We start from the raw sequence: 22302 nt of genomic DNA, 5'->3' as shown, positions 1-22302 counted from the left end.
GACGCGAGACACCATGAACAAGATCCGATGTGCCCTGATCGGGCCCGGCAATATCGGCACCGACCTGCTCTACAAGCTGCGCCGCAGCGACATCCTGGAACCGGTCTGGATGGTCGGCGTGGAGCCGTCCTCCGAAGGCCTGGCCCGCGCGCGAGAACTGGGGCTGAAAACCACCAGCGACGGCATCGACGGCCTGCTGCCCCACCTGGCGGCCGACGATATCCGCATCGCCTTCGATGCCACGTCGGCCTATGTCCACGCGGAACACTCGGCCAAGCTGACCGCGCGCGGCGTGCGCGTGATCGACCTCACGCCGGCGGCGATCGGGCCGTTCTGCGTGCCGCCGGTCAACCTGGAAGCCCATATCGGCAGCAACGAGATGAACGTCAACATGGTGACGTGCGGCGGGCAGGCCACCATCCCCATGGTGTATGCCGTGTCGCGCGTGCAGCCGGTGGCCTATGGCGAGATCGTGGCGACGGTGTCGTCGCGCTCGGTCGGGCCCGGCACGCGCCGCAATATCGACGAGTTCACGCGCACCACGGCGGGCGCGATCGAAGCCGTGGGCGGCGCGCGCCAGAGCAAGGCCATCATCGTGATCAACCCGGCCGAGCCGCCGCTGATCATGCGCGACACCATCCACTGCCTGACCGACGATGCGCCCGATGTTGCCGCGATTACCGCGTCGGTGCACGACATGATTGCCGATGTGCGCAAGTACGTGCCGGGCTACACGCTGAAGAACGGCCCGGTGTTCGACGGCAAGCGCGTCTCGATCTTCCTGGAGGTGGAGGGCCTTGGCGACTACCTGCCGAAATACGCCGGCAACCTGGACATCATGACCGCCTCGGCGGCCCGCACCGCCGAGTGCATCGCCGCCGCCATGCGCGCCGACAGCGCGCAGGCCATCGCCAACGCCACCGCCTGAGGAGCCAGCCATGGTCCAACGCATCACCCTGCACGACATGACCCTGCGCGACGGCATGCACCCGAAGCGCCACCAGATCTCGCTGGAACAGATGAAGGGCATCGCCCGGGGGCTGGACGCCGCCGGCGTGCCGCTGATCGAAGTCACCCACGGCGATGGCCTGGGCGGCGCCTCGGTCAACTACGGCTTCCCGGCGCACAGCGACGAGGAATACCTGCGCGCGGTGCTGGGCGAACTGAAGCAGGCGCGCGTCTCCGCCCTGCTGCTGCCCGGCATCGGCACCGTCGACCACCTGCGCATGGCGCACGAGATCGGCGTGCATACCATCCGCGTGGCCACGCACTGCACCGAGGCCGATGTCTCGGAACAGCATATCGGCATGGCGCGCAAGCTCGGCATGGACACCGTGGGCTTTCTGATGATGGCGCACATGGCACCGGTGCAGACGCTGGTGCAGCAGGCGCTGCTGATGGAAAGCTATGGCGCCAACTGCCTGTACATCACCGACTCGGCGGGCCACATGCTGCCGCACGATGTCACCGAAAAGCTGACGGCCGTGCGGCAGGTGCTGCGCCCCGAGACCGAGCTGGGCTTCCACGGCCACCACAACCTTGCCATGGGCGTGGCCAATTCGCTCGCCGCGATTGCGTGCGGCGCCAGCCGCATCGACGCTGCCGCCGCGGGACTGGGTGCCGGTGCCGGCAACACGCCGATGGAAGTGCTGGTGGCCGTGTGCGAGCGCATGGGCATCGACACCGGCGTCGACGTGTTCCGCATTGCCGACGTCGCCGAGGACCTGGTGGTGCCAATCATGGACCACCCCATCCGCCTCGACCGCGACGCACTCACGCTGGGCTATGCCGGCGTGTATTCGTCCTTCCTGCTGTTCGCCAAGCGCGCCGAGGTCAAGTACCGCATCCCCGCGCGCGAAATCCTGGTTGAGCTCGGCCGGCAGCGGCTGGTGGGCGGGCAGGAGGACATGATCGAGGACACGGCGATCACGCTGGCGCGCGAGCGGGGACTGCTGGTGCCCTGAAGGCGCCGCCCCGCTTTCGATCCAGCCCGGCGGCGCCGCGGCGCGGCCGGGCACTGCTTGCCACAGGTTTTATCACGCAAAAAAGAAGAAAGGAGACAGGTCCCATGCTTAAACTTCGTGCCCGCCCGCGGGTCGCCAGCCTCGCTATCGCTGCCACGGCACTCGCCGCCGTGGCCAGCCCCGCTCACGCACTCAATATCCTGCTGACCAATGACGACGGCTGCGCCGCGCCCGGCATCAGCGCGGTCCGCAAGGCCCTGCAGGACGCCGGCCACCGTGTCATCACGGTAGGCCCGGCCAGCAACCAGAGCGGCTCGGGCGCTGCCTACGCAGTGCCCGACGGCCGCACCCGCCTGTTCGTGGAGCCGCTTGCCGGCAGCAACGACACCTACTGCGTGCACCGGATCAAGACCACGTTTGTCGCGGGCAGCGCGCTCAACGCCACCAACGCTGATTACCTGGGCAGCGGCTCGCCGGTGGACGCCACCGCAATGGGCCTGAAGATCGTCGGGCCGGAAAGCAGCTTCACGCCGGACCTGGTCGTCTCCGGCGCCAATTTCGGCGAGAACCTGTCGGATTCGATCCCGCACTCGGGCACGGTGATGAACGTGCTGTTCGCCGCGCGCCGCGGCGTGCCGGGCATTGCGCTGAGCGTGGGCGTGGATTTTGCCGAAGCACGCACGGGCTTTGCCAGCACGCTGGCGGCGTTCCCCAAGGCCGGGGCCTTCCTGGCCCGCGTCATCGCCAGCCTGGAAGCCACGCGCCCCGCCGGCCAGCCATTGCTGCCGGTGGCCCACCCGCTGAACATCAACTATCCGATCGTTGCAGGTGGGGCGCCTGCCGGCGTGCGACTGACCACGCCCGGCACCGTGGATTCGTTTACGACAGCCTACAAGCGCAATGCCGACAGCACGGTATCGATCGACGTGGGTGCGCCAGAGACCGAGCTGGCAGCGCTGGCGCGGATTGCCGAGACGCCTGCCTTCCTGGCCAAGTTCATCACGATCTCGCCGCTTGATGTCGATTTCCGCCCGACGCCGCTGGCGCGCGGCCTGTTCAACCGCTCGCACCGCGAGCTGGCCACGCTGGCCCCATGAGCGCCGACACCATGGGCAAGCACCTTCAAACCTGGCGCCACCTCGTGCTCGCATGCGGGGTCGCGGCTGTCGCAGCATGCGGGGATGACCATGCGCAGGAAGTGACCGGCACGGCCGCCGTCGGGGCCGCGCTGGCAGGCGCCACCGTGCAGTTGCGCGATGCGCAAGGGCAAGTGCGCAACGCTACTACCGATGCAAAAGGCGCATTCCGCCTGGCCGGCGCGCCGGGCGGGCCGCTGATGGTGCGCTGCGAGGGCGGGCTCGCGCAGGGCGAACCGAACCGCCAGCGGCTGCACGGCCTGGTACTGGGCGGGCGCATCGTGAATTGCTCGCCGCTGACCGAACTGGCGTTGTGGAAAGTCCTGGGCGTGCCGCCGAGTCAGGTGTTCGACGGTTTCGGACAGGCGCGCGCCAGCGACCTGACCGCCGATGCCATGGCGGCGGCGGAGTCCGCCGTGCTGGACACGCTGGCAACCGGTGCCGGGGTCGATATCGACCCCGCTGCCGTACCGCGGCGCTGGCAAGACACGCCGCTGGAGGCCGGCAATGCCAACGACCCCCACGACGCCGCGCTGGAAGCGCTGCGCGAAGCGATCGCGGACCAGGCCGCGATGGACTTCATGGGCGAGATGGCAGTGCGCGGCGTTTGCGTGGCGGACGCAAGCTGCAACTAGGGTTACAGCGGCTGGGGCGCCTGGCCAGGGGAATCTTCCTGGCCAGGCGTCCCAATGTCTGCCCTGGCCGCGCTGCCCGGGAACAGGAACGCTACGCCGATCTGGTACACCGAGGCGTTCTGTTTTAGTGCAAACGCAGGCTGAAGCACCGCATCCGGATATTGCGCGGCAAGGCTCTGCGGAATGCCGGCGCCCTCTTTCCGCGCATCCCAGACCAGCACGGCGCCCGACGCGTTCAGCTTATCGTGCGTGATCCAGGGGCTGAAGCGATAGCCGCCGTGCGAGAAAAGCGCTGACGGGCGGTCGTCGGAGTAGAACGCAGCATTGCCGGCATGCCAGGTGTCGCCGATCACATACTTCAGGGGCTGCCCGGTCTCGGCCTGCCATCTGCTGGTCACTTCGGCGGCAAGTTGCTCCCCGGGGAAATGTGCGCGGCTTTCGTTGCCGGTAATCATCGGCTTGCCTACTTGTTCCAGCACAAAAATCAATGCGGGTAACAGCAGGACCACCAGCCAGGCGCGGCCAAACACGCGCATCCTTGCGGCGGTCCAGACGGGCCGGATCCTGGTGGCAATGAAGAGGCCTGCGAAACACATCAGCGGGGCCGCCCACATGACCCGCGGCGGCCGGTGCGTGATGATCGACAAGGCCAAGGAAAAGGCAATGGGCCCGAACGCCAGGGCAGCCACATAGGCCTGATCAAATCTGCCTGCATCCGACGGCGCCGGGGCTTCGGCGCTGCGCCAGCGCCAGAGCATGGCAGCCAGGGCCAGCATTGGAATCAAGGCTGCAAACTGCGCGCCGATAAACGAAAGCAGTCTGGCAAAGTAGCCCGCGCTCTCTGCTGCCGCAGGCGCACGTCTGGCCACGTAGTCGATGGAGATAAAGCCGCTCTCGACAATCCAGCGCAGGTGCGGCAGGAAGACGAGAAGCGCGACAAGCACCAGCAGCCAGGGGCCTGGCCCGGCAAGGCGCCGGCGCGCCTGCGGGTGCAACAGCACGAAGATGGCCATGGAAGCGATATACGCGCCCATCGAGTAACGTGCCCATAGCCCCAGTCCGGCAATCAATCCGCTCAACCCCCAGTCGACAAGCCGGTTCCCGGTAAGCGCGCGATGCAGCAACCAGCCAAATGCGGCGGCGAACGGCATCTGCAGGACGATATCGTTGAACTCCGGGGTGGGATAGTTGAAGTAGTAGATGCCCTCCAGCAGGAGGACACCGATCAGCGCTTCGCGCCTGCTTGCAATGCGGGATCCAAGCCGCCACACCGCCAGGAATACGATCCCGATGCAAAGCTGGGAGGCCAGATAGCAAGTCCACAGGCTTTTGCCGGACCACGCCGTCACGGCCTCCGTGATCCAGGGCCACAGGGGGGGGTCCTTCTCGTACCCGAGCTGCCACTCATGGCCCCACGCCAGCGCCTCAACAATGTCGAGCGACGCGTTTTTCAGCAGCAGGCTCGGCAGGATCGTCCATAAAAGCACATGACAAAGCACGGCCAGGGCGAAAACCCAGCCGGCAGAGGGTGTCTGAGAAGCTGTGGATTGCGTCCATAGAATGGCTGACTTCTGCCACGCTGACTGGCGGACTGCGGTAGGGCTCGGAACTTTTTCCACACTTTTCCTGAATCTTGCGACGCAAACGCGGGGCGTGCCTGATCCACCGCTAGCACCGGGATGAAACGAGAAGCACTAATTTCCCCAATGATCTCAAGAGATTACAAAACATTACAAGCAAAACCCGATAGGGGTATGTGCCGGTTCGCACATTGCGGCACGGGCAAGGAGGCGGCGGTTCAGTATTTCTGTCTTTTTAATCCCCACTGAATCTTTTTTAGACCCGGAGGAAATGTGGCGCGCCCGGTGTTTTTTGCTTCTACACTGCCCCGCACAGGCTCGAACGTTGCTCCAGAGTTGTAGTGTGCATTGGCTATCAGGATATCTGCCAGTGTAGCGCCGGGATGCACCGCGATTCGACCTGCCCATCAAGATGGCCTGCACAGCGCCGTAATCGTTAGAATGCGCGTTAATGCGCAGCGGTGCGCATTGGTCTGATCCCGGAGCCGGCATGGAACCCCTCTCTTTTGAATTCGTCACCGTTGAGGAAGCAAAGAAGGTGCTGGACGGCGCGCCGCCGGCGCAAGCCGAGCCTGACTGGAGCGGCCTGCGGCGCCCGCCGTCGCCGGACGATACGGTGCTTTCAGACGTCGCCATGCGGTGGCTGGCGTCGCTGCCGGCCGAGGCGCGCCCCGTGGAACTGTGCCGCCGCTTTGCCCGCATCGGCAACCATCTGGCCGCGCTCTCTGTCCACCCCGCGGCGCTGCATGCTTTCCTGGTCGAGTTGCTGATCGACAAGCGCGGCGGGCGGCAGGGGTTTCCGGATGGCATTGCGCTGGAACTGTCGCGGCTGCATGAATACATGGTGCAACGGTTGCCCGGGGCGGGCGGTGAGCAGCAATGGCCTGAGCAGGCGGACTGAGAAGCCCGGGGCATTGGCGTGCAGCAAGACAAAAAGCGGGACACTTAAAGGTGTCCCGCTGCGACGTCAAAGCGGCTGTTCTGTTACCACCGCGCATCCCGTTCCCACGCCTTCATTTCTTCCTCGGCGCGCTCCTTGGTATAGCCATAGCGCTCCTGGATACGGCCGGCGAGCTGGTCACGCTTGCCGTTGATCTGCGTGATGTCGTCGTCGGTAAGCTTGCCCCATTTCTCCTTGACCTTCCCCTTGGCCTGTTCCCACTTGCCTTCGATCTGGTCCCAGTTCATGTCGTGCTCCTTCATCCGGTGGCAAGGGGGGCCATCAGAGGCATCCCCTTGCGATTGCTGCGGTGAATGACCCGCCATCGGCCGGCCGGTAAGGCAGTGCTTACTTGCCGTACTTGGCGCGCACGTCGGCCTGGCACTTCTCCTTGGACTCGCCGGACATCGCGTCGCAACGTTCCTTGTCAGCCTTGTAGGCGGCGTTCATGGTGTCCTTCTTCGCATCGGCGCGGGCTTCCGCCACTTCGGCGCTCGAGCCGGTAGCCGCGGCCTTGTCGACCTTGGCAGCGGTCAGGGCCTTTTCATGCGCGGCCTTGGCATCCTTCTTGCAGACGTCCTTGTCGTTACCCTTCTTGTCGTCGCACATTTCCTTGGCAACGTCATAGTCGCGGTCGGCCTTGGTCTTTTCGGCCTTGGCCATGGACTTTTGCGTGCCGTCGCGGCGGGCTTCGGCCTGGGCCTTGGCGACGTCGCGGTCGCGCTTGGCTTCGGCCTTGCAGACATCCTTGGCATTGGCCTTCATGCCATCGCACTTGGCGGAGGCGGCCTTGTAGTCCGCGTCAGCCTGCTTCACCGCGGCTTCATAGTCCGCTTTGGATCCAGCAGTCGCCGTCTGTGCCAGGGCAAAACCTGCCGGGGCGGCAATCATCATCGAACACGCTGCTGCGGTCAGCCATTTCTTCATCATGTCGAGCTCCTTTCCGAAGACTGCGTATGGGTACGCATGAGAGGCCGGCGGCTACGCTGCTGGCCACGCCGTAAGTCCAGAGTAGGCTCGGGGGGATTGGGGAAGCAGGCGTGGGGCTCCGAAAGGTGCGTCAGACGATTCCGACATGACGATTCGGGCGAGGCACACGGCGCGCATGGATCGGGTCGCGCAGGCGCTTGTGAAATGCGCCACCGGAACGAAAACGCCGCCCGGCAAGGGCGGCGTCATAGCAGGCGACAAGTCTGCGATCGATGTCGGACAGGCTGCGAGGGGCACGCCCCCCCCCCCCCGCGGCCTGCCATCACTCTGAAATCGACGGCGTCAACCGGTTCTCGCCGGGCGCATCGCCCTCCTCGTCCGGCCAGTTGCGCCCCACCATCCATTCGTACAGCGTGGGCAGCACGATCAGCGTCAGCATGGTGGCGGTGATCAGCCCGCCGATGATGACGATGGCCAGCGGACGCTGCGTCTCCGAGCCGATGGCGCGCGAGATGGCCATCGGGAACAGGCCCAGCATGGCCAGCAGCGCGGTCATCAGCACGGTGCGCAGCCGGTCCATCGAGCCCGTCAGCACGGCCTGGCGCACCGGCATGCCTTCGTCGCGCAGCTGGTTGAAGTAAGTCACCATCACCACGCCGTTGAGCACCGCCTGGCCAAACAGCGCGATAAAGCCGATCGCCGCCGACACCGACAGCGGAATGCCGGTCAGGAACAGCGCGAACACGCCGCCGATCAGCGCGAACGGGATGTTCGAGATGATCAGCGTGGCGCTCTTGAACGACTTGAACGCATTGAACAGCAGCAGGAAGATCACCAGCACCGACAGCGGCACCACGATGGACAGCCGCGCCATGGCGCGTTCCTGGTTCTCGAACTCGCCCGACCAGCTGATCTTGACGTCCTCGGCCTTGACGTTCTTGTCCACCAGCGCCTGCATGTCCTTCACCACGCTGCCCATGTCGCGGTCGTGGATGAAGATGCCGATCGAGGTGGTGCGCTGGCCGTTCTCGCGGCTGATGTTCATCGCGCCGGAAGCGGCGCGGAAGGTCACCAGCTGCGACAGCGGCACCTGCGCGCCGTCAGCCGTCTGCATGAAGATGTTCGGCAGGTTCGGCAGCTCGCGCTCCGACGGCTTCAGGCGCACGGCCACGCTGAAGTGCTTCTCGCCCTCCCACAGCTCAGTCGCGGCCTTGCCGGCCAGCGCGGTTTCCATCAGGTCCTGCACATCGGCCACATTGATGCCGTAGCGCGCGGCCTGGGCGCGATCGAAGTCCAGCACATACTGCGGCAGCTCGCCGTCGCGGTCGATAAAGGCGCGCATCACGCCCTGGACCGACTGCACGTTCGCCAGGATCTGGTCGGCCACCCGCTTGTTGTGCTCAAGGCTGTCGCTCTGGACCTTGATCACGATCTGGCCCTTGATCTGCGAGATGCTCTCCAGGATGTTGTCGCGCACCGGCTGCGAGAAATTGGGCTCGATGCCGGGCAGCTTGCGCAGGTTGGCGTTGATCTCGTTGATGATGCTGCGCTTGTTGAAGCCGTCGCGCCACTGCTTCTCGGGCTTCAGGTCGACCAGGATCTCGACGGTGTTGATCAGCTTGGGATCGGTGCCGTCGTCGGGGCGCCCCACCTTGGAGATGGTGGTGTTGACCTCCGGGGTCTTGCGGATCACGCTGCGCAGCAACCGCGCCTGGCCGCGCGCTTCATCGGTCGACACCGACGCAGGCAGGTCGAAGCTGACCCACATCGAGCCTTCGTCCAGTTCGGGCAGGAACTCGCTGCCGAGGAACTTGCCCACGCCCACCGTCGCCACCAGCATGCCCAGGGCGATGCCGACCACCATCTTCTTGTGGTCCAGCGCCCAGGCCAGCATCGGCTCATAGAGCCGCTTGCAGTGGCGCACCAGGAAGTTGTCGTCGTGCGCGATGTTCTTCGTGAGCAGCAGGTGGCACAAGAGCGGCACCAGCGTCAGCGAGAGGATCAGGGAACCGATCAGCGCGCCGGTCACCGTGTAGGCCATTGGCGCGAAGATCTTGCCCTCGTGCCGCTGCAGCGTGAAGATCGGGATGTGCGCCGCGATGATGATGACCATCGAGAACACGGTCGGTCGGCCCACCTCCGTGGTGGCCTGCAGGATGGCATGCAGGCGCGCCCTGCTGTCCTTGATCTGCTGTTCCTTGAGCTCGCCCAGCCGCTTGAAGATGTTCTCGACCACGATCACCGCGCCGTCGACGATGATGCCGAAGTCCATCGCGCCAAGAGACAGCAGGTTGGCCGGAATGCCCACCCACGTCAGCCCGATGAAGGTCGACAGCAGCGCCAGCGGAATGATCAGCGCCACGATGGCGGCGGCGCGCACATTGGCCAGGAACAGGTACAGCACGGCCATCACCAGCAGCGCGCCCTCGACCAGGTTGCCGAACACCGTGTGCAGGGTCTTGCCGATCAGCGTGGAACGGTCGTAGTACGGCACGATCTTCACGCCCTTGGGCAGGATCTGGCCGTCCAGCAGATCGATCTTCTTCTTGAGCGCCTCCAGCACCAGCGACGGGTTCTCGCCCTTGCGCATCACCACGATGCCCGAGACGATGTCGTCCTCGTCGTCCTGGCCCATCAGGCCCTGCGGCGGCGCGCTGCCGATCTTCACCTCTGCGATGTCCTTGACCAGGATCGGCGTGCCGTTGTTCTCGGCCACGACCACGTTGGCAATGTCGGCCGAGGTGCGGAAGCTGCCCAGCGAGCGCAGCAGGAACTGCTGGCGCCCCTGCGCCACGGCGCCGCCGCCGGCGTTGGAGTTGGCGCGCTGCAGCGCGGTGAACAGTTGCGACAGCGAAATCTTGGCGTCGCGCATGCGCCCGAGGTTCGGGTTCACCTCATACTGCTTGATGGTGCCGCCGATAGTGACCACGTCGGCCACGCCGGGCACCTGGCGCATGTTCTTCTCCACCACCCAGTCCTGCAGGGTGCGCAGTTCCTGCGCCGTGTAGCCCTTGCCGGTCAGGCGGAAGCGGAAGATCTCGCCGATCGCGGTGGACAGCGGCGCCAGGTCCGGATGGACGCCGTCAGGCAGGTCGACACTGCGCAGGCGCTCAAGGATCTGCTGGCGCGCCGTCACGTCGGTGGCGCGGTCATTGAAAGTCACCATCATGAAGGACAGGCCGAACTGCGTGTGCGAGAACACCCGCACCGAGTTAGGCGTGCCCGCCATGGCGGTTTCGATCGGAATGGTCACCTGCCGCTCGACTTCCTCCGCGGCGCGGCCAGGATACAGCGTGATGATGTTGACCTGGATGTCCGAGACATCGGGGAAGGCCTCGATCGGCAGGTTCTTGAAGGCAGCCAGGCCGCCTCCGACGAAGATAAGCAGGCCCAGCCAGACAAAGAGCTTCTGATGCAGGGCAAAACTGACGATACGCGAAATCATGGGGCGGCCGTCCTCAGTGCCTGGCGCCCGCGCGCGCCGCGTTGACGGCGGTGGCATCGCGCAGGATGTCCTGCAGATAGAGGTTGCCGTCGGTAATGACCGTCTCGCCTTCCTTGAGGCCATCGAGCACTTCCGAGGTGCCCGGCAGCGTGACGCCCAGCTTCACTTCACGGCGCACGAACGTGTTCGGAGCGGTGCGCACAAACACGTAGTTGCGGTTCTCGGCCAGGAACACAGCCTTGGACGGCACGGCAATGCCCGGGAACGACGCCGCCTTCAGCCTGGCGGTGACAAACATCTCGGCCTTCAGGCGGCGCTCGGGATTGGGCACGCTCAGGCGCACCTTGATGCTGCGCGCGGTCGGGTCGACGTAGTCGGCAATCTTGATGACGGTGCCATCAAAGGTTTCGCCGGGATAGGCAGCGCTCACGAGCTTCACGGTCACGCCGGGCTTGAACAGGCTCATGTCAGCCTCGCCCGCATCGACCTGCGCCCACAGCGTGGTGGGATCGGTCACCAGGAACAGCGGTGCGGCGGGCGGCTGGTCGGGGCGCAGCTCCATGCCGAGGTTGATATTGCGCTCGACCACCAGGCCGTCGATCGGGCTGCGCAGGGGAAAGCGCTGGTTGACGGCGCCGGCGCCGCCCGCGGCCGCGCCATACTGGCTGAGCGCCGCCTGGGTGCGCTGCAGGTCGGCCGCGGCGCGCGCGGCGTCGGCCTGCGCCTGCTCCAGTTCCTTTTGCGCGACGATCCCGGCACCGTACAGCTCGCGCTGCCGCGCCAGCGCCTTGGCCGCGACCGCGCTGTCGGCGGCGGCCTTGCGCGCATCGGCCTGGGCCACGCCGAATTCGGGCGAGGTCAGGCTGGCCAGCGGCTGGCCGGCCTTGACCGTGGTGCCGGGCTGCACCAGTACCTCAGTGACGCGCCCGGCAAACGGCGTCGCCACGCGCACGGTCTTGTCCTCGTTCCACACCAGCCGGCCGGGCAAGGTCAGCACGCGCTCGCCGCCGGTCCTGGCGGCCTCGCCGGCGATACCCGTCAGCGCCTTCACGCTGGCCGGGAATTGGACGGTATTGCCGGTGACCTTGGGTTCGTCATCGGCCTTCGGGCCTTCGGACTTGCCGCAGGCGGCCAGCGCCAGCGCGCACAGGGACAGCGCGGCAAGGCGCGCAGGCACGCCGGCGCGGGAAACACGGAACACTTCGGACAACAGATTAAGGGCGCGGCGCATCGGTACGGACCTGGGAATTCGGAAGGGAACTGGCGGGAGTGGCGGAAGCCTGCAATGCTGCGCGATAGGCAGACACGGCCTTGGCGTACTCGCCCTGCGCGTTGACGGCATCGAGGCGGGTCTGGCGCAGGGCGCGGCGCGCGTCGAGCAGGTCGAGCACGCCGGAGGCGCCCTTGGCGTAGGCAAACTCGGCGCTGCCGGCGACGCTTTCGGCGGCGGGCACAACCGACTCACGCATCTGCTTGAGGGACAGGCGCGAGGCGTCAAGCTGGCTGCGCAGGCGCTCGACCTCGTTCTGGGCCTCCAGCAACACCCGGTTGCGGTCGTCCAGGGCGGCGTAGTAATCCACTTCGGCGCGGCGCGCCTCGCCGCCGTTGCTGTGGCGCACGAACAGCGGGATCGAGACAAAGACGCCGTAGCTGTTGCCGCTGCCGTTGGTATTGCTCGGCGAGGTCGGCCAGTGCTCGGCCTGCGCCCCGACGGTGACGTCGGGCACGCGCCCGGCGCGGGCCAGGTCGCGCACGGACGCCGCGGCGGCCAGGCGCGCCTCGGCAGCGGTCACGTCGGGGCGGCGCTGCAGCGTATCCGGATCGACCTGCGGCACAGGTGCCTCCAGCGACGGCCAGTCCGCCACCAGCCGGTTGTCTGCCAGCGTGCCGGGAACGCCCATGGCCTGCGCAAGCTGCGCCTTGTCACGGGCATGATCGGCCATGGCCTGGCGCAGGTCGTTCTGCGCGCGCAGCCCGTCGAGCTGGAGCTTGGTCACGTCGGCGCGCGAGACGTCACCCGCCTTGAGCCGGGCTTCATTGGCCTGTTGCGTGCGATGGTAGAGCGCGAGCGTCTCGGTCAGCACCTCGACCCGCTCCTGGCTGACCACCGCATCGAAAAAGGCCTGCTCGACGGCGCTGGTCTGCTGTGTCACGACCGCCTGCACGACTTCACCGGCAGCCACGCTGGCCTTGCGCGCCGCATCCAGGCGCAGGCCGCCCTTGTTGGCGGTTTCGATCAGCTGGTCGACCCGCACGGTCGAATCCACGGTCTTGCTGCGCAGGTTGCCCGAGCCGATGCCGGCATGCGGGTTGATATTGGCCACGCCCAGGCTCAGCACCGGGTTCGGGCGCTGGGACGCAATCTGGATATCTGCCTGGCTGGCTTCCTCGCCGCGCCGGGCGGCGATGATGTCGCGGTTGCAGCGGATGGCGTCAAGGCGCGCCTGGGCCAGGGTCAGGCTGGCTTTCGCAGGCGGCGGGATGCACGGGCCATCGGCCGGGAGCGGCGCGGAGGCGGCTCGCCCCGCGGTCGCCACAACGGCGAGCAGGGTCGCCATGGCGGCTCGGGTAAAGGAACAATGCACGGTCAGTCAGGCTCGATTCGAAAACGGTCTGAGGTAAACGACCGTGCCTGCCGAATGGTGCACCAGATTGGCGAACTTTCACGCCAGATCCGGCCCCGATAGCATCTGTACTGCGTCTATTCGGCACCTCCGCACGATCTCCCGCCCGCATTCAAACCGAATTCCATTACAAATTGCTTTCATCCTGCCAACAAAATGAAGAAAAAGCGGCGAATTACCAAAAAGCGCGGGAAAACCCGATATTAAAAAGTGCCTCAAGCGTCGCATTCACGCAACGCTTGCACCACCGTCAGGGCTTGGCGCGATCGTCCAGCCCCAGCCCGCGGCCAATGATTTCTTTCATGATCTCGCTGCTGCCGGCATAGATCCGCGAAATACGCGCGTCGGCGTACATGCGGCAGATGCGGTATTCCTCCATATAGCCGGCACCGCCGTGCAACTGCACGCCCTCGTCGACCATCCGCCCCTGCAGCTCAGAGGTGAGCAGCTTGGCCGAGGCCGCCGTCTCCACTGTGAGCGTGCCGGCATTGTGCTGCAGCACGCACTGGTCGACAAAGGTCTGCAGCGCATCCAGCTGCGCGCGCAGCTCGGCCAGCTTGAAGCGCGAGTTCTGGAACGTGCCGATGGCCCGGCCAAAGGCCTTGCGCTCCTTGACGTAGTCCAGCGTGAGGTCGAACGCCACCTGCGCCGACGCCATGTAGCCGCAGGCGCCGATCAGCCGCTCTTCGGCCAGGTGGCGCGTCAGGTAGCGGAAGCCCTGGCCGGGCTCGCCCAGCACGTTGGCCCTGGGCACCTTGACGTTGTCGAAGAACAGTTCGGACGTGTCCTGCGAGTGCAGGCCCATCTTGCGCAGCTTGCGCCCGCGCTCGAAGCCGGCCATGCCGCGCTCGACGATAAACAGGCCCAGGCCGTGCCTGCGCTCGGGATCAGTGCGCGCGACCACCACCACGCAGTCGGCCAGCTGGCCGTTCGAGATATAGGTCTTGGCGTCGTTCAGCACCCAATGGTCGCCATGGTCCACGGCGCGCGTGCGCATGCCGGCCAGGTCCGAGCCCGCCTGCGGCTCGGTCATGGCGATGGCGAAGATCGACTCGCCGCGCGCCGCCGCCGGCAGCAGGCGCTGGCATTGCTCCTCGTTGCCGATGCGGCCGATATACGGTGCCACCAGCCGCGAGTGCAGCGTGCCGAAGAAGCCCGAGTCGCCGTGACGCGCGTTTTCTTCGATCAGGATCTGTTCATAGCGGAAGTCCTCCACGCCGGCGCCGCCGTATTTCTCGTCGGCCCACATCAGCAGGTAGCCCTGCTCGCCGGCCTTGCGGAACACCTCGCGGTCCACGCAGCCCTGTTCGCGCCAGCGCTCGCCGTGCGGCCCGACCTCGCGCTGGTAGAAGCGGCTGGCGGATTCGCGGAAGGCGTCATGTTCGGCTTCGAAGATCAGGCGTTGCATGGCGGGGTCTCCTTTCTCGGGTCTCTTGAATTCGGTCAGGCTAGTGTCTGCCTGGCGGCGAGTATCAGATTCGTCGGAATGGATGAATTTTTGCGGTGGACAGGATACTTACCGCTGGCCGGCAGCGTCTCAATGTTGCGGGCCAGCGTTACCAGCCGTGGCGCCACCTGCTTCTCCAATAACGACGACTCTCGCTGTCAACCCCGCTTCACTGCAAAAATATTGATATGAACGGTAGATAACTTTCATTAATCAATCCGCCGGTTTGTGTCGATACTGGATGCATGCGATGCAATGAACGGGGAGCAGGAAATGGAAGTTGCCTTCTGGGAAATCGCCCTCTGGATCGGCCTGGCGGTCGTTCTGATGGCCGCTGGTGTCGCGGTCACCTTTCTGATCGGGACCTCGGTGCCGGAACCGGCGTTTGCGCAGGCGCAACGGCATGGCAGGTATGCCGGGCTAGGGGCCGCGCCTGACTCGCGCGGCGGACCGCGCAGGCGTTCGCGCCGGCCGCTCGCGCTTCCCGCGGCGCGCCCGGCACGGCTGATGCCCGCATATATCAAAATCTAGCAGCAAGAACCCTTTCAGACCGGAAAATCCCAGCGCTGCGACCAGTCCGATTCTTCACGCACGATGTCGTGAAGAATCCGGACTGCATCGTGCAAACCCGTATTGCCTGCCGACTGGGGATGAACCAGGTACACCGGGTACGAGAACTCCGATGCGCCCTCCACGCGCGCCAATGCCCCGCTGTCCAGGTAGCTCTGCGCCACGCGCGTCCGGAAATAGCCGCTGCCGCCAAACTGCAGGATGTACTGCAGCGCCAGCGGCCCCAGGTTGAAGTAGAGCGAGGCGCGCGCATGCTCCGGCAGCGCGCTGTCATGCTGGCGGCGGAACTCCGGCCCCCAGTCGACATAGACATAGCCGCCGTCACGCTGGGTCGAACGGATCAGGATCAGCTTCTCTTCCATCAGCGCCTCGACATGCATGCCCGGCGCATAGTCCGGCTGGTAGACCAGCGCCGCGTCCAGCGTGCCCGACTGCAGCTTGCGCTGCAGTTCCGCCCCTTCCCCCACTTCCGCCCGCACCGCCTGCGCCGGCATCAGCTGGCGCAGGCGCGTGGTCCACAGCAGCACCAGCGGGTTGCCCAGGCTGATTTCCGTGCCGAAGCGAAACAGGCTGGCCAGCCCCGCCGGCAACGGCAGCTCCCGGCAGGCGGCCTCCCAGGTCTGCACCAGCTGGCTGGCATAGCCGAGAAAGCGCTGGCCGTCGGGCGTCAGCCGCGCGCCGGCCTTGTTGCGCTCGAACAGCCGGCAGTTCAGTTGTGCCTCCAGGCTCTTGATGCGCGCGGTCACCGCAGTCTGCGTGACATGCAGCTTGTCGGCCGCCGCCAGCAGGCTGCCGGTGCGGACGACTTGCAGGAAGGTGCGGGCGAGATCGATGTCCATTGTGGCGACAGGCTTGGCGGATGTGACGAATTGTAGGCAACGACAGGCGAAATTGAGAATTAGGGACGTACACACGCGGATGTACTTCTGATTCAATGATGCTATGCTTGTACCTACAGGATGTACATGGAAATCACAATGCCTTTCACCCGTATCTTCCGCAACGGCAACTCGCAGGCTGTGCGAATTCCCGCGGAACTGGCCTATCCCGATACCGACATGCCGCTGGAAATCGAGCGGATCGGCGATGAGTTGCGCATTCGACCCGCGCGGCGGCGCCTGACCGGGTTGCTCGACGCCTTTGCCGCGTTCCCTGACGACTTCATGGCACAGGGTCGCGAAGACCAGACGCAGGCTGAGCGAGAGGGGTTCTGATGGCCAGGTATATGTTCGACACCAATATGTGCATTTACCTGATCAAGAACCAGCCACCGCAAGTGGCCGAGCGCTTCGCTCAATGCTTCGAGGGCGATGTGGTGCTGTCCGCTATCACCCTGGCCGAACTGGAATACGGCGTCACCGTGGCGGGCGATCCCCGGGCAGCGCGGCGCGCGTTGGAAGCGCTGGTCGCACGCGTGCCGGTGCTACCGCTGAATGCCGCGGCAGCGCGCGCTTACGGCCCGGTCCGCGCCGCCACGCGCGAACGCAAGGCGGATGTCCTGGACAAGCTGATTGCGGCGCATGCCATTGCCGAGGACCTGACGATGGTCACCCGCAACGCCCGTGACTTTGCCGCGTATCCGGGCCTGCGCTTTGAAGACTGGACCGCGCCGTCTCAGGGGTGAACTCAAGTCGCGGCCGCCGCCCTCCCGGGGCAACTTCATGTCAGCGGGGCGGATGAACGGAAACAGATCGAGCGCCAGAGACCCACACTGATCCGGGGGCCACCGGATCAGCGCGACGGCTGCGGCTGCGCCGCCGCTGGCATGGCCACCGGCACGGCGCCTGCCATCGGCGCCGCCAGCACGCTGCGCACCTCGCGCGGCGGCCTCAGCGGCGCGACGCCTTCCGGCTCCCGGAAGGCCTGGCCGTTGTCATAGCCGGTGGCGGCGGCCTCAAGGTATCCGGGTGCGAATTTCTGTTCCGGCGTCACGGCCTGCACGGCAGACGCCGCGGCCTGCGGCGCCTCGGCCTGCGCGCAGGCGACGCTGTTGATGCACAAGCCCAGCACACGCAGCAGCACCATGGCTCGGCGCACGCGGTGCCGGATTGCGTGCAGGCGCGGCGCGGCCTGCCCTGTCTGGCATTGGGGTCGGGTATTCATCGGGGTTCTCCGGGAAGCCATTGCTGGCGGGTGGCACAACGAGCCGCGGCGCCGCGCTCGCTAACCATTGCGCAATGACCGTGCCACCGCCGCAGCGCTGGCTGCGGCCTGGATTGCGGCACTTTCCGGAGATGGAGTGGTGGGGCCGGACCGACGCCGGCCCTGGGGATGTCGGTCGGTGCCCAACACCCTCAGCGGGCGGCTGCGCGCCTCGCCAGCCGCACCGCGCTCAGGGCTTGACCGCAGCCGCCAGCACCGCCGGCATCGGCACCTCGAAGCCGCTGCCGCGCATGTAGGCGGCGACGGTGCCGCGCAGCACGGCGCGGATTTCATCGCGGGCCCTGGGGGTCTGCGCGCGCAGCGTGGCGGCGGCGCGCACGGTGCCCTGGGCCAGCGCATCGAACAACTGGTCGGGCGTGGAGAAGCGCCATACCTGCGGCACGCTGCGGCAGGTGGGCGAGACAAAGCCGGCTTGCTGCAAGGCGCTGCGGCAATGACCCGGATCGCTGAACAGGAAGAAATTGGGTCCCACCGGGATATCGACCTCCATCGAGCCACAGGCGCGGATTGCGGCATAGACCGCGCCGAAGCCGACCGCGCGCTCGGGCGTGTCCCACACGGTGAAGGCGATGCGCCCGCCCGGGCGCAGCACGCGGAACGCTTCGGCCAGCGCGGCGTCGGGCTCCGACAGGTGACACATGCCGAATCCATTGACCACGGCATCGAAGCTGGCGTCGCCGAACGGCAGCGCCTGCGCATCGGCCTGTTCGTAATGAACTTCCGGATGGAGCTTGCGGGCCAGCTGCACCTGCGCCAGCGAGAAGTCGATGCCGAGGGACTCGGCACCGCGTTGCGCGGCCCCCGCCGCGACATGGCCGGACCCGGTGGCCACGTCCAACACGCGCTGTCCGCTGGCCACACGGGCCTCGTCCAGCAGGGACTCGACCGATTGCCGGGTCACGTGCGACAGATGCTCCTGGTACTGGCTGACGACTTCGGGATCCTCCCAGCCAGCCAGCTCAAAGTCCCGAAACGAATCTGCGGTGTGGTCCATGCCCCCTCCTTGAGATCGATGTCCAGGCTGCCGGTTTGCGCGGACACAGTGCTCCTCCGCCGCATGACCCCGGTAAAACCAAGTATAGACAGCCCCGGCGGCGCGCAGCAGGCAGGCGGGCAGCCGGACTTGCGCTCAGGCAAAGCGCAGGGTGGCCACGCCGGCGGCGATCAGGCAGGCCGCGCCCAGGCGGGCGGCTCCCACGCGCTCCTTGAGCAGCAGCGCGGAGATCAGCGCGCCGAACAGGATCGAGGCCTCGCGCAAGGCCGCCACCGGGGCCACCTGCGCGCGCGTCATCGCCCACAGGGACAGCCCGTAGGACGCCAGCGTGCCGGCACCACCCACCAGCGCGAACACCAGGTTGCGCCGGACGTAGCCTGCCAGCGCCGGGCGCCGCGCCGCCAGCGCCCACGCCGCCAGCGGCAGGGCGGTCAGCACGAAGATCCAGAATGCATACGCCACCGGCGCGCCGGCGCGGCGCACGCCGGCCCCGTCGATCAGCGTATAGGTGGCGATCACCAGCGCGTTCAGCAGCGCCAGCCACATGCCCTCGCGGCTGCCGTGAGTACCGCCCGCGCCGCGCGTGCCGCCCGCCATGGCCAGGATGCCCAGGCTGATCACGGCGATGCCGCCCCACGCCAGCGCCGACAGGTGCTCGGCCAGCCAGCCCACGCCGGCCACCGCCACCAGCAACGGCGCGGTGCCGCGCATCAGCGGATAAGTCTGGCTCATGTCCGCGGTGTGGTAGATCCGCGCCACCAGCATGAAATACACCACATGCACGCCCACCGACGCGGCAATGAAGGGCCAGCTGGCCGGCGCTGGCTGCGGCAAGGCCGGCAGCGCCACGGCGGCCATCACTCCCGCCGTCACGGCCACCATCACCGTCGACAGCATCTTGTCGCCGCCGCCCTTGACCACGGCATTCCAGGCGGCATGCAGGAAGGCGGCAAGCAGCACGACGGCGAAAACGGTCAGGGACATGGCTGGCAGCAGGGATCGGCACGGGGCGCAGTGATTCTAGCGGGGCCGCGCGACGGGTTGCACTACGCCCGCCAGCGGCCGGCGCCTCCACGAACCATGCTGGCCGACGAACATGCCTTCACGGCTCAGCCGCGGTGCGGCGTATCCAGCCCCTTCACCACGGCCGGGCGCCTGACGAACGCATCCAGCACGCGCCTGACGTGCGAGAAGTCCTGGATGCCGACCAGTTCGCCCGCCTCATAGAAGCCGACCAGGTTGCGCACCCATGGGAAGGTGGCGATGTCGGCGATGGTGTATTCGTCGCCCATGATCCAGTCGCGCCCCTCCAGCCTCTGGTTCAGCACGTTCAGCAGGCGGCGGCTTTCGGCCACGTAGCGGTCGCGCGGGCGCTTGTCCTCATAGTCCTTGCCCGCGAACCTGTGGAAAAAGCCCACCTGCCCAAACATCGGCCCGATGCCGCCCATCTGGAACATTACCCACTGGATGGTCTCGTAGCGGCGCGCCGGGTCGGCGGGGATCAGCTTGCCCGACTTGTCGGCCAGGTACAGCAGGATCGCGCCCGATTCGAACAGTGCCAGCGGCTTGCCGCCCGGGCCATTGGGATCGAGGATCGCGGGAATCTTGTTGTTCGGGTTCAGCGACAGGAACTCCGGCGACATCTGGTCGTGAGTGTCGAAGCGCACCAGGTGCGGTTCATACGCCAGGCCGGACTCCTCCAGCATGATCGAGACCTTGACGCCGTTGGGCGTGGGCAGGGAATAGAGCTGGATGCGGTCGGGATGCTGCGCCGGCCATTTGCGGGTGATGGGGAAAGCGGACAGATCGGGCACACTGGCTCCTGGTTCGGGCGCTTGCGCACTGCGGGAAGCGCCGGACAACGGAAAAGCCAGATCATAAACCGGCCCCGCCCGGCTTGCAGTGCGCGCTCAGGCAACCCCGGCCGGCTGCACCGCGCGATGCAGGGCCGCGCGCAAGGCCTCGCCATGGATCGGCTTGTGCAGGACAGGGAAGCCGCTGTCGTGCAGCACTTGCAGCCGGTCGCGCGGTGTCGCCGGTGACGATCAGCGCCGGCACCGCATGGCCAAGGCAGGCGCGCAGCATGCCAACCGCGGCGATGCCGGTCAGGCCCTCGGCCAGGCGGTAGTCGGCCAGGATCAGGTGGACCGGGGCAGCGCCATGCTGGCTCGCGGCACGGTGCGCGTCGCATACCTCGGCAACAGTGCGCCCGCCGTAGACCACGTGGCCCCACAGCGTCAGCAGCTCGGTCAGTGCGCCCAGTACCTGCGGATCGTCGTCGACCAGCATCACGCAAAGCGTCTCGCCAGCCGTCGCGGGCACAGCGGGGACGGTTGCGTGCTCCGGCGCCGCGGCGGTGGCGGCCAGCGGCACGCGCACCGAGAAGACACAGCCGCGCCCGGGCGCCGAACGCAGTGTCACCGTATGGCCAAGCAGCGCCGCCAGGCGCCGCACGATCGCCAGGCCCAGGCCCAGGCCTTTTGCGCCCGCCTGGTCGTCGCCTGCCGTGGCGGTGCCGGGCACCTGTGCGTATGCATCGAACACGCGTGCCTGCTGCGCCGGTGCGATGCCCGGCCCGGCGTCGATCACCTGGATCTCCATGGCGGCGCCGCGGCGCCGCGCCCCCACCAGGATGCTGGCACGCGGCGCATGCCGCAGGGCATTGCCCACCAGGTTGTCGAGGATGCGCTTGAGCAGGTCGGGATCGCTGTCGATCCACGCGCGCACCGGCACGACCCGCAGCGCGCTGCCACGCTGGCGCGCCGGCTCGGCGTACTCGTCGCGCACGTCGGCCAGCAGCCGCGCCAGTTGCAGCGGCCGGCGATGCACCGGCATCACGCCGGCATCCAGGCGCGAGACGTCAAGCAAGCCATCGAGCAGGTTGCCCATGCGCGCCAGCGTGGATTGCAGCCGGCGGCCGATGGCATGCGCCTGGCTGCCGGCCACGTCGCCGCGCTCGCCCAGCGTCAGCAGCGATGCTGCCTGCAAGCCGATCGCGTATGCCGGCTGGCGCAGGTCATGCCCCGCGGCGGCCAGGAAGCGCGTCTTGGCCCGGTCCGCGGCGGTGGCGCGGTCCCGCTCGCGCTCCAGTTCGCCGATCAGCGCCAGGTTCTCGAAGCGCAGCCGCACGCCGTCGCGCAGCGTGCGGTAGGTGACCTGGCTGTAGTAGATGTTCACGCACAGCAGGCACGCGGCAAAGCCCGCATAGAGCCGCTTCCCCGTCCCGACCCGCGTGGCCCTCGCCGATGACCATGCCATCGTGCTGGAGGGTCTCAAGCAGGTGCTGTCCGGCGTCGGCAACCTGGTGCTGGCGGGCGAGGCGGCCGATGGCGCGCAACTGCTCAGGCTGCCGGAACGGGAACCGGCGGACCTGCTGGTCATGGACCTGGGCATGCCCGGCGTCGATGGCCTGGCCTTCGTGGAGCGCCTGCGCGCAAAACACCCCACGTTACGCATCCTGGTGCTGACCGGCAGCGCGGGCGCGGGCATGGCCCATGCCGCCATCCAGGCTGGTGCCAATGGCTACCTGGTGAAGAGCGGCGATATCGGCGAACTGGTGCCCGCACTGATGGCCTTGCACGAAGGCCGCAACTTCATCGCCGCGCGCACCCCGGCGGCCGCTGCCGCGGCCACGGACCCCCTTGCCTCGCTGACCCGGCGCGAACAGCAGATCCTGATGCTGATCGCGCGCGGCGCCACCGCCGGCAACATTGCCGCGCGGCTCGACATCAGTCCGCTGACCGCGCGCAAGCACCGCGAAAACCTGATGCGCAAGCTGAATCTGCACAACACCGCCGAGGTGGTGGCTTACGCCGCGCGTCAGGGGATTCCGCTGGACTGAGTCATTCCGCTCCTGCCGGTTTGCCCCACGTCC

Annotated in this window: 22 protein-coding genes; 9 read left to right on the top strand and 13 right to left on the bottom strand. The window is 66.9% G+C overall.

Going from position 1 to position 22302, the window contains the following annotated elements; genetic code table 11:
• The first annotated feature begins 13 nt into the window (after positions 1–13).
• The 4 genes from ACREYQ_RS20655 (at position 14) to ACREYQ_RS20640 (ending at position 3735) form a co-directional block, all read left to right on the top strand.
• Positions 14–928 carry an acetaldehyde dehydrogenase (acetylating) gene (locus ACREYQ_RS20655; RefSeq protein ID WP_432262035.1) on the top strand — a complete coding sequence of 305 codons (915 nt, stop codon included), beginning with the start codon at positions 14–16 and terminating at the stop codon, positions 926–928.
• 10 nt (positions 929–938) lie between these two features.
• On the top strand, positions 939–1964 hold the full coding sequence (dmpG, locus tag ACREYQ_RS20650) for a 4-hydroxy-2-oxovalerate aldolase (protein WP_432262034.1): 1026 nt from the start codon (positions 939–941) through the stop codon (positions 1962–1964).
• 104 nt (positions 1965–2068) lie between these two features.
• A complete protein-coding gene (gene surE / locus ACREYQ_RS20645) occupies positions 2069–3061 on the top strand; it encodes a 5'/3'-nucleotidase SurE (protein ID WP_432262033.1) in 993 nt (330 codons plus the stop codon).
• Complete coding sequence (locus tag ACREYQ_RS20640; RefSeq protein ID WP_432262032.1) at positions 3058–3735, top strand: carboxypeptidase regulatory-like domain-containing protein; 678 nt, start codon at positions 3058–3060, stop codon at positions 3733–3735. Before surE ends, ACREYQ_RS20640 begins: the two co-directional genes overlap by 4 nt.
• Before the next feature lie 2 nt (positions 3736–3737).
• On the opposite strand, the gene ACREYQ_RS20635 is transcribed toward ACREYQ_RS20640, so the two are convergent.
• The gene (locus ACREYQ_RS20635) at positions 3738–5354 is read right to left on the bottom strand and encodes a glycosyltransferase family 39 protein (RefSeq protein ID WP_432262031.1); all 1617 of its coding nucleotides are present in this window, start codon (positions 5352–5354) and stop codon (positions 3738–3740) included.
• Positions 5355–5805: 451 nt separating this feature from the next.
• Here ACREYQ_RS20635 and ACREYQ_RS20630 point away from each other — a divergent pair, with 451 nt between their 5' ends.
• Positions 5806–6216: a hypothetical protein gene (locus tag ACREYQ_RS20630; RefSeq protein ID WP_432262030.1), complete on the top strand. Its 411-nt coding sequence runs from the start codon at positions 5806–5808 to the stop codon at positions 6214–6216.
• Positions 6217–6299: 83 nt separating this feature from the next.
• Here ACREYQ_RS20630 and ACREYQ_RS20625 read toward each other — a convergent pair whose 3' ends face one another.
• The 6 genes from ACREYQ_RS20625 to ACREYQ_RS20600 form a co-directional block, all read right to left on the bottom strand.
• Positions 6300–6503 carry a CsbD family protein gene (locus ACREYQ_RS20625; RefSeq protein WP_432262029.1) on the bottom strand — a complete coding sequence of 68 codons (204 nt, stop codon included), beginning with the start codon at positions 6501–6503 and terminating at the stop codon, positions 6300–6302.
• A 100-nt stretch (positions 6504–6603) separates the two neighbouring features.
• Positions 6604–7185, bottom strand: a complete 582-nt coding sequence (locus tag ACREYQ_RS20620) for a hypothetical protein (RefSeq protein WP_432262028.1) — start codon at positions 7183–7185, stop codon at positions 6604–6606.
• A 322-nt stretch (positions 7186–7507) separates the two neighbouring features.
• Complete coding sequence (locus ACREYQ_RS20615; protein ID WP_432262027.1) at positions 7508–10630, bottom strand: efflux RND transporter permease subunit; 3123 nt, start codon at positions 10628–10630, stop codon at positions 7508–7510.
• 13 nt (positions 10631–10643) lie between these two features.
• Positions 10644–11861 (bottom strand): efflux RND transporter periplasmic adaptor subunit, encoded by a 1218-nt coding sequence (locus tag ACREYQ_RS20610; protein ID WP_432262026.1) that lies wholly within the window; start codon positions 11859–11861, stop codon positions 10644–10646.
• Positions 11845–13188 carry a TolC family protein gene (locus tag ACREYQ_RS20605; protein WP_432262025.1) on the bottom strand — a complete coding sequence of 448 codons (1344 nt, stop codon included), beginning with the start codon at positions 13186–13188 and terminating at the stop codon, positions 11845–11847. The genes ACREYQ_RS20610 and ACREYQ_RS20605 overlap by 17 nt, the downstream gene beginning before the upstream one ends.
• Positions 13189–13504: 316 nt before the next feature.
• Entirely contained in the window at positions 13505–14662 is a 1158-nt protein-coding gene (locus tag ACREYQ_RS20600) for an acyl-CoA dehydrogenase family protein (RefSeq protein WP_432262024.1), read from the bottom strand.
• Positions 14663–14974: 312 nt separating this feature from the next.
• On the opposite strand from ACREYQ_RS20600, the gene ACREYQ_RS20595 reads away from it, so the two are divergent.
• Entirely contained in the window at positions 14975–15232 is a 258-nt protein-coding gene (locus tag ACREYQ_RS20595) for a hypothetical protein (protein ID WP_432262023.1), read from the top strand.
• A 14-nt stretch (positions 15233–15246) separates the two neighbouring features.
• Here the strand turns inward: ACREYQ_RS20595 and ACREYQ_RS20590 are convergent, their stop codons facing one another.
• Positions 15247–16110 (bottom strand): LysR family transcriptional regulator, encoded by an 864-nt coding sequence (locus ACREYQ_RS20590; protein WP_432262022.1) that lies wholly within the window; start codon positions 16108–16110, stop codon positions 15247–15249.
• Positions 16111–16248: 138 nt separating this feature from the next.
• Here ACREYQ_RS20590 and vapB point away from each other — a divergent pair, with 138 nt between their 5' ends.
• Positions 16249–16485, top strand: coding sequence for a type II toxin-antitoxin system VapB family antitoxin (gene vapB, locus ACREYQ_RS20585; RefSeq protein WP_432262021.1), 237 nt, complete (start codon positions 16249–16251; stop codon positions 16483–16485).
• Positions 16485–16895 (top strand): type II toxin-antitoxin system VapC family toxin, encoded by a 411-nt coding sequence (locus ACREYQ_RS20580; protein ID WP_432262020.1) that lies wholly within the window; start codon positions 16485–16487, stop codon positions 16893–16895. Before vapB ends, ACREYQ_RS20580 begins: the two co-directional genes overlap by 1 nt.
• Positions 16896–17002: 107 nt before the next feature.
• Here ACREYQ_RS20580 and ACREYQ_RS20575 read toward each other — a convergent pair whose 3' ends face one another.
• From ACREYQ_RS20575 to ACREYQ_RS20555, 5 genes are all read right to left on the bottom strand, one after another.
• Positions 17003–17374: a hypothetical protein gene (locus ACREYQ_RS20575; protein WP_432262019.1), complete on the bottom strand. Its 372-nt coding sequence runs from the start codon at positions 17372–17374 to the stop codon at positions 17003–17005.
• 229 nt (positions 17375–17603) lie between these two features.
• A complete protein-coding gene (locus ACREYQ_RS20570) occupies positions 17604–18428 on the bottom strand; it encodes a methyltransferase domain-containing protein (RefSeq protein ID WP_432262018.1) in 825 nt (274 codons plus the stop codon).
• A gap of 135 nt (positions 18429–18563) precedes the next feature.
• Entirely contained in the window at positions 18564–19412 is an 849-nt protein-coding gene (locus ACREYQ_RS20565) for an EamA family transporter (RefSeq protein ID WP_432262017.1), read from the bottom strand.
• A 125-nt stretch (positions 19413–19537) separates the two neighbouring features.
• A complete protein-coding gene (locus ACREYQ_RS20560) occupies positions 19538–20242 on the bottom strand; it encodes a glutathione S-transferase N-terminal domain-containing protein (protein ID WP_432262016.1) in 705 nt (234 codons plus the stop codon).
• 61 nt (positions 20243–20303) lie between these two features.
• Complete coding sequence (locus ACREYQ_RS20555) at positions 20304–21686, bottom strand: ATP-binding protein (RefSeq protein WP_432262015.1); 1383 nt, start codon at positions 21684–21686, stop codon at positions 20304–20306.
• On the opposite strand from ACREYQ_RS20555, the gene ACREYQ_RS20550 reads away from it, so the two are divergent.
• On the top strand, positions 21661–22269 hold the full coding sequence (locus ACREYQ_RS20550) for a response regulator (protein ID WP_432262014.1): 609 nt from the start codon (positions 21661–21663) through the stop codon (positions 22267–22269). The genes ACREYQ_RS20555 and ACREYQ_RS20550 overlap by 26 nt on opposite strands.
• The last annotated feature ends 33 nt before the right edge of the window (positions 22270–22302 follow it).

The organism is Cupriavidus sp. TMH.W2, from assembly GCF_050847365.1.
In the GTDB taxonomy this organism is placed as follows: domain Bacteria; phylum Pseudomonadota; class Gammaproteobacteria; order Burkholderiales; family Burkholderiaceae; genus Cupriavidus.
This window is presented reverse-complemented; position numbering and strand designations above follow the sequence as displayed.

Excerpts from the sequence above, each read along its gene's own strand:
- ACREYQ_RS20605 (WP_432262025.1), bottom strand. The coding sequence starts at position 13,188 with ATGGCGACCCTGCTCGCCGTTGTGGCGACCGCGGGGCGAGCCGCCTCC.
- ACREYQ_RS20615 (WP_432262027.1), bottom strand. The coding sequence starts at position 10,630 with ATGATTTCGCGTATCGTCAGTTTTGCCCTGCATCAGAAGCTCTTTGTC.
- ACREYQ_RS20610 (WP_432262026.1), bottom strand. The coding sequence starts at position 11,861 with ATGCGCCGCGCCCTTAATCTGTTGTCCGAAGTGTTCCGTGTTTCCCGC.
- ACREYQ_RS20580 (WP_432262020.1), top strand. The coding sequence starts at position 16,485 with ATGGCCAGGTATATGTTCGACACCAATATGTGCATTTACCTGATCAAG.
- ACREYQ_RS20565 (WP_432262017.1), bottom strand. The coding sequence starts at position 19,412 with ATGTCCCTGACCGTTTTCGCCGTCGTGCTGCTTGCCGCCTTCCTGCAT.
- vapB (WP_432262021.1), top strand. The coding sequence starts at position 16,249 with ATGCCTTTCACCCGTATCTTCCGCAACGGCAACTCGCAGGCTGTGCGA.
- ACREYQ_RS20590 (WP_432262022.1), bottom strand. The coding sequence starts at position 16,110 with ATGGACATCGATCTCGCCCGCACCTTCCTGCAAGTCGTCCGCACCGGC.
- ACREYQ_RS20555 (WP_432262015.1), bottom strand. The coding sequence starts at position 21,686 with ATGGCATGGTCATCGGCGAGGGCCACGCGGGTCGGGACGGGGAAGCGG.
- dmpG (WP_432262034.1), top strand. The coding sequence starts at position 939 with ATGGTCCAACGCATCACCCTGCACGACATGACCCTGCGCGACGGCATG.
- ACREYQ_RS20595 (WP_432262023.1), top strand. The coding sequence starts at position 14,975 with ATGGAAGTTGCCTTCTGGGAAATCGCCCTCTGGATCGGCCTGGCGGTC.
- ACREYQ_RS20630 (WP_432262030.1), top strand. The coding sequence starts at position 5,806 with ATGGAACCCCTCTCTTTTGAATTCGTCACCGTTGAGGAAGCAAAGAAG.
- ACREYQ_RS20655 (WP_432262035.1), top strand. The coding sequence starts at position 14 with ATGAACAAGATCCGATGTGCCCTGATCGGGCCCGGCAATATCGGCACC.
- ACREYQ_RS20570 (WP_432262018.1), bottom strand. The coding sequence starts at position 18,428 with ATGGACCACACCGCAGATTCGTTTCGGGACTTTGAGCTGGCTGGCTGG.
- ACREYQ_RS20575 (WP_432262019.1), bottom strand. The coding sequence starts at position 17,374 with ATGAATACCCGACCCCAATGCCAGACAGGGCAGGCCGCGCCGCGCCTG.
- surE (WP_432262033.1), top strand. The coding sequence starts at position 2,069 with ATGCTTAAACTTCGTGCCCGCCCGCGGGTCGCCAGCCTCGCTATCGCT.
- ACREYQ_RS20600 (WP_432262024.1), bottom strand. The coding sequence starts at position 14,662 with ATGCAACGCCTGATCTTCGAAGCCGAACATGACGCCTTCCGCGAATCC.
- ACREYQ_RS20640 (WP_432262032.1), top strand. The coding sequence starts at position 3,058 with ATGAGCGCCGACACCATGGGCAAGCACCTTCAAACCTGGCGCCACCTC.
- ACREYQ_RS20625 (WP_432262029.1), bottom strand. The coding sequence starts at position 6,503 with ATGAACTGGGACCAGATCGAAGGCAAGTGGGAACAGGCCAAGGGGAAG.
- ACREYQ_RS20620 (WP_432262028.1), bottom strand. The coding sequence starts at position 7,185 with ATGATGAAGAAATGGCTGACCGCAGCAGCGTGTTCGATGATGATTGCC.